This window comes from Streptomyces sp. CO7 (assembly GCF_053474865.1).
In genome coordinates, this window is record NZ_JBRIOU010000004.1 from 828172 (window position 1) to 833603 (window position 5432).

Consider the following 5432-nt stretch of genomic DNA (forward strand, 5'->3'; position numbering starts at 1 on the left):
GCCCCGGCGAAGGTGCTGTGGAAGCCGGGTGACGAGGGGCGCGACGTCCGGGAGCTGCAGGCCCGGCTGCGGCAGATCGCCTGGCTGTTCCAGGGGCCGACGGGCGTGTACGACAAGGCCACCGAGAAGGCGGTGGAGGGCTTCCAGGACAAGCGCGGCCTGCCCCGCACCGGCCGGATGGACTCCGTCAGCTGGCAGCGCCTGCTGGACATGACCTCCGAACCGGGTCAGTGGGACCTGTTCCTGATGGGCGGCCAGGAGCCCGGCCTGCCGGACGCGCGCTGCCTGAAGGGGCGGGTGCTGTGCGTCGACAAGACGACCCGCACCCTGCGCTGGATGGTGGACGGGAGGACGGTCTCCCACCTGGCGGTCCGCTTCGGTTCCGTCGCCACCCCCACCCGGGAGGGCGAGTTCACCGTCTACTGGAAGTCCCGGCACCACGTCTCGACGCTGTACGACTCGCCGATGCCGTACGCGATGTTCTTCAGCGGCGGCCAGGCGGTCCACTACTCGCCCGACTTCGCCGCCCGTGGTTACGCGGGCGCCTCGCACGGCTGCGTCAACGTGCGGGACGAGAAGCTGATCGCGCAGCTGTTCGCGGCGGTCCGCGAGGGCGACAAGGTGGTCGTCCACCGATAGTCGCGGACGCCGGTCACCCGGTCGCCGAACGGAGCGGAGGGAGGGGTGCGCGGGCGGGGCAGGGGGAACGTGCCCCGCCCGCGCGAGGTGCGGGAGCCAGATGTACGGGGGAAAGCTCCTGGCTCCCGCGACGGCCGATGACCAGTCGGCCCACTTCCCTCAGCGCCACCCGTTCGGAAAATGTCACCCCCGCCCCGCACGCCACGACGACGAGGGCCCCGCACGGTGTGTGCGGGGCCCTCGTCGTACGGCTCTGCCGGCCGGCGGCCGGGGGTCAGATGCGACGCGTGATCAGCGCGCGCTTGACCTCCTGGATCGCCTTGGTGATCTCGATGCCACGCGGGCAGGCGTCCGTGCAGTTGAAGGTGGTGCGGCAGCGCCACACGCCGTCACGGTCGTTGAGGATCTCCAGGCGCTGCTCGCCCGCCTCGTCACGGCTGTCGAAGATGAAGCGGTGGGCGTTCACGATCGCGGCCGGGCCGAAGTACTGGCCGTCGTTCCAGAACACCGGGCAGGACGACGTGCACGCGGCACACAGGATGCACTTGGTGGTGTCGTCGAACCGCTCGCGGTCCTCGGCGGACTGCAGACGCTCGCGCGTCGGCTCGTTGGTGTCCTTCGTGATCAGGAAGGGCATCACGTCGCGGTAGGCCTGGAAGAACGGCTCCATGTCGACCACGAGGTCCTTGAGCACCGTCAGGCCCTTTATGGCCTCGATGGTGATCGGCTTCTCGGGGCTGATGTCCTTGATCAGCGTCTTGCACGCGAGGCGGTTCTTGCCGTTGATCCGCATCGCGTCGGAGCCGCAGATGCCGTGCGCGCAGGAGCGGCGGAAGGTGAGCGTGCCGTCCAGGTCCCACTTGATCTTGTGGAGACCGTCGAGCACACGCTCCTTGGGGTCCATCTCCAGCGTGAAGTCCTGCCACTGGGCCTCGGCCGAGACCTCGGGGTTGAAGCGGCGGACGCGGAAGGTGACCGTGATGTACGGGGAGTCGGCGAAACCGGGCTCGGCGCCGCCGTCGGTCTTCTCCAGGGTCGGGGTTGCCATCAGTACTTACGCTCCATCGGCTGGTAGCGGGTCGTAACGACCGGCTTGTAGTCGAGACGGATGCTCGTCGAGCCGTCCTCGGCCACCTCGCGGTACGCCATCGTGTGGCGCATGAAGTTGACGTCGTCGCGGTTCGGGTAGTCCTCGCGGTAGTGACCGCCGCGGGACTCCTTGCGGGCCAGCGCGGAGACGGCCATGACCTCGGCCAGCTCCAGCAGGTTGCCCAGCTCGACGGCCTCCAGCAGGTCGGTGTTGAACCGCTTGCCCTTGTCCTGGATCGAGACGTTCTTGAAGCGCGCGCGGAGCTCGCCGATCTTCTCCACGGCGGCCTTGATCGTCTGCTCGGTGCGGAACACCATGACGTTGGCGTCCATGGTGTCCTGCAGCTCGCGGCGGATGTCGGCCACCCGCTCGCCGCCCGTGGCGTTGCGCAGGCGCTCCACCTCGGAGACCACGAACTCGGCCGGGTTCTCCGGCAGTGGCGCGTAGTCGGCGCTGTGCGCGTACTCCGCGGCGGCGATGCCGGACCGCTTGCCGAAGACGTTGATGTCCAGCAGCGAGTTGGTGCCCAGGCGGTTGGCGCCGTGCACCGACACGCAGGCGACCTCGCCGGCCGCGTACAGGCCGGGGACCACCGTGGTGTTGTCGGCGAGGACCTCGCCGCGCACGTTGGTGGGGATGCCGCCCATGGCGTAGTGCGCGGTGGGCTGGATCGGGATCGGGTCCGTGTAGGGCTCGATGCCGAGGTAGGTGCGCGCGAACTCGGTGATGTCCGGCAGCTTGGCGTCCAGCTGCTCCGGCGGCAGGTGGGTGAGGTCGAGGTAGACGTGGTCGCCCTCGGGACCGCAGCCGCGGCCCTCGCGGATCTCCGTGTAGATGGAGCGCGAGACGACGTCTCGCGAGGCGAGGTCCTTCATCACCGGCGCGTACTTCTCCATGAAGCGCTCGCCGTGCTTGTTGCGGAGGATGCCGCCCTCGCCGCGGGCGCCCTCGGTGAGGAGGATGCCCATGCGCCAGATGCCGGTCGGGTGGAACTGGAAGAACTCCATGTCCTCCAGCGGGATGCCCCGGCGGTAGACGGCGGCCTGGCCGTCACCGGTGAGGGTGTGCGCGTTGGAGGTCACGCGGAAGAACTTGCCGGTGCCGCCGGAGGCGTAGATGACCGACTTGGCGTGGAAGACGTGGATCTCGCCGGTGGCCAGCTCGTAGGCGACGACGCCGGCCGAGACCTGCTTGCCGTCGACCTCGGTGAGGAGCTGGTCCAGGACGTAGAACTCGTTGAAGAACTCCACGCCCTCCTTGACGCAGTTCTGGTACAGCGTCTGGAGGATCATGTGGCCGGTGCGGTCCGCGGCGTAGCAGGACCGGCGGACCGGGGCCTCGCCGTGGTTGCGGGAGTGACCGCCGAAGCGGCGCTGGTCGATGCGGCCCTCGGGGGTCCGGTTGAACGGCAGGCCCATCTTCTCGAGGTCGAGGACCGAGTCGATGGCCTCCTTCGCCAGGATCTCCGCGGCGTCCTGGTCGACCAGGTAGTCACCGCCCTTGACCGTGTCGAAGGTGTGCCACTCCCAGTTGTCCTCCTCCACGTTCGCCAGCGCGGCGGCCATGCCGCCCTGCGCGGCGCCCGTGTGGGAGCGGGTGGGGTAGAGCTTCGTCAGCACGGCGGTGCGGCTGCGCTTCGTCGCCTCGATGGCGGCGCGCATGCCGGCGCCGCCGGCGCCGACGATGACGGTGTCGTACTTGTGGATCTTCATGGAAGTCTGCAGCCCCGGATCTAGCGGATGTTCGGGTCGAAGGTGAAGATCACCAGCGTGCCCAGCAGGATGGTGAACACCGTGGCCGTGTAGAGCAGGCCCTTGAGCCACATACGGGTGTTCGCGCGCTCCGCGTAGTCGTTGATGATCGTGCGCAGGCCGATGGTGCCGTGGAGCATGGCGAGCCACAGCATCAGCAGGTCCCAGACCTGCCAGAACGGCGATGCCCAGCGACCCGCCACGAAGGCGAAGCCGATCTTCTGCACGCCGCCGTCCAGGACCAGCTGCACCAGCAGGTGGCCGATGACCAGGACGACGAGGACGACGCCGGACAGGCGCATGAAGAGCCAGGCGTACAGCTCGAAGTTGCCCCGGGTGGCCCTGCCGGTCTTCTTGGTGCGCTTGCGCGGGGGCTCGATCACGGGGGCCGGGTTGTCGGCGGAGTACAGGGAGGCGCCCGCCTCCTCGACCGGGCCGATGCCCGAAGCGGTGTCAGTCTTGACGGTGTTGTTCGACATGCTTCGCGTCAGCTCCCGAAGAGTTCACGAGCGGCGTGACCGAGGACGGGGTACAGCGCGCCGATCATCAGCACGACCCAGACGCCGACGACGGCCCAGAGCATCTGCTTCTGGTAGCGGGTGCCCTTCGACCAGAAGTCGACGGCGATGACGCGCAGGCCGTTCAGCGCGTGGAAGAGGATCGCGGCGACGAGGCCGTACTCCAGCAGCGCGACGAGCGGCGTCTTGTAGGTGGCCACGACCTCGTCGTAGGCCTCCGGGGAGACACGCACGAGAGAGGTGTCGAGCACATGGACGAACAGGAAGAAGAAGATCAGCACGCCGGTGACTCGGTGAGCCACCCACGACCACATTCCTTCCCGTCCGCGGTAAAGCGTTCCAGCCGGCACGGAAGAACCCTCCGGGAGCGGGGATTGGGGCCTCGCCGGCTTTGTCTGTCGGACGGGCCCGGCCGGGTACGGTCCACCGGCCCCGGCCATCGTAGCGACGTGCTGTCGGAACCTTTAGCGCAGCCCTGCCGATGTGATCAAACCGGTAGTCCCAGCGGGGGTGCGAACGGGGGGAATTCGGCACAAGTCGGATCGAAATCATCCGGGCGATCGGAACGAATCAGTCGGGTGAGTCGTTCGCGTGCCAGTTGCCGCAGCTCCTCGGCGGCGACCACCCGCTCGTCCTCCGGGGCCAGGGCCAGCCTGCTGCGGACGGTGGTGAGCAGGTGGTTCAGGGCGTCCTCGGGGTCCACGCCGTCCAGCGAGAGCACGAAGCCGTGCCCGAACCGCTGCTCGTAGGCCACCCAGGCGGCGCGCACCGCCGTGCGGGCGGCGCGCGGCATCGAGCGCACCACCCGCAGCTGCTGCTCGGACCACAGGCCGCGGCCGCCCGGCGTGGCGGGCAGGGCCGCCGCCGCGAGCGGGTCGTCCGCCGCGAGGAAGGTCCGGGCGAGGTCGTCCGTCCGGAGCATCCGGCACTCCTCGCGGACGGCTTCCAGCAGTTCGTCGGGCGACAGGTCGTAGGCGGCCTCGTCGGAGGCGGCGAGCAGGGACGCGAGATCCGGGTACGGCCGGTGGGAGGCCAGCCGGCCGGCCCAGCGGTGGTTGCGCAGGCAGCGGGACAGAAGGTGCCGGGCGGCGGTCGCGGGTGCCCGGTTGAACCGCTCCAGGCCGTCGGGCGCGGCACGGCCCTGTTCCGGGATGCGTGGCGAAGGCAGCGGGAGTCCTCGGCGGGTTCCGGGGCGCCGGGTCGGGGCGCCGGATGTGGTCGGCAGGAACGATGCGCGGACGATGTGGGAGTTGTGGACACACGGTAGCGGTGCGACCACGGAGGCGGTAGCCGAATACTCGTCTTTCACTCGCAGGGGAGACGAACGCCGCACGGGTGGACGCCGCGCGTCGGCGGGCGATCGGGACGAATCGCTCTTACGTTGGCAAGGTGAGCCAGCACAGTCGTCATTCCGCGAACAGTCCGCAGCACGGC

At 69.3% G+C, this 5432-nt stretch carries 6 protein-coding genes; 1 reads left to right on the top strand and 5 read right to left on the bottom strand.

Features of this window, described 5'->3' with window-relative positions:
* Positions 1-639, top strand: a 639-nt coding sequence (locus tag ACOV8S_RS16560) for a L,D-transpeptidase family protein (RefSeq protein ID WP_448318571.1), incomplete at its 5' end; no start/stop codon positions are given.
* Positions 640-913: 274 nt separating this feature from the next.
* Here the strand turns inward: ACOV8S_RS16560 and ACOV8S_RS16565 are convergent.
* The 5 genes from ACOV8S_RS16565 to ACOV8S_RS16585 all read right to left on the bottom strand — a co-directional run bounded on the left by ACOV8S_RS16565 (position 914) and on the right by ACOV8S_RS16585 (position 5151).
* Positions 914-1687, bottom strand: a complete 774-nt coding sequence (locus ACOV8S_RS16565) for a succinate dehydrogenase iron-sulfur subunit (protein ID WP_351110450.1) — start codon at positions 1685-1687, stop codon at positions 914-916.
* Positions 1687-3441, bottom strand: coding sequence for a succinate dehydrogenase flavoprotein subunit (gene sdhA / locus ACOV8S_RS16570; RefSeq protein WP_448318572.1), 1755 nt, complete (start codon positions 3439-3441; stop codon positions 1687-1689). Before sdhA ends, ACOV8S_RS16565 begins: the two co-directional genes overlap by 1 nt.
* A gap of 20 nt (positions 3442-3461) precedes the next feature.
* The gene (sdhD, locus tag ACOV8S_RS16575; protein WP_448318573.1) at positions 3462-3959 is read right to left on the bottom strand and encodes a succinate dehydrogenase, hydrophobic membrane anchor protein; all 498 of its coding nucleotides are present in this window, start codon (positions 3957-3959) and stop codon (positions 3462-3464) included.
* A gap of 8 nt (positions 3960-3967) precedes the next feature.
* A complete protein-coding gene (gene sdhC / locus ACOV8S_RS16580; RefSeq protein ID WP_108954701.1) occupies positions 3968-4348 on the bottom strand; it encodes a succinate dehydrogenase, cytochrome b556 subunit in 381 nt (126 codons plus the stop codon).
* A gap of 137 nt (positions 4349-4485) precedes the next feature.
* On the bottom strand, positions 4486-5151 hold the full coding sequence (locus ACOV8S_RS16585; protein WP_448318890.1) for a 2-oxo-4-hydroxy-4-carboxy-5-ureidoimidazoline decarboxylase: 666 nt from the start codon (positions 5149-5151) through the stop codon (positions 4486-4488).
* Between the last annotated feature and the right edge of the window lie 281 nt (positions 5152-5432).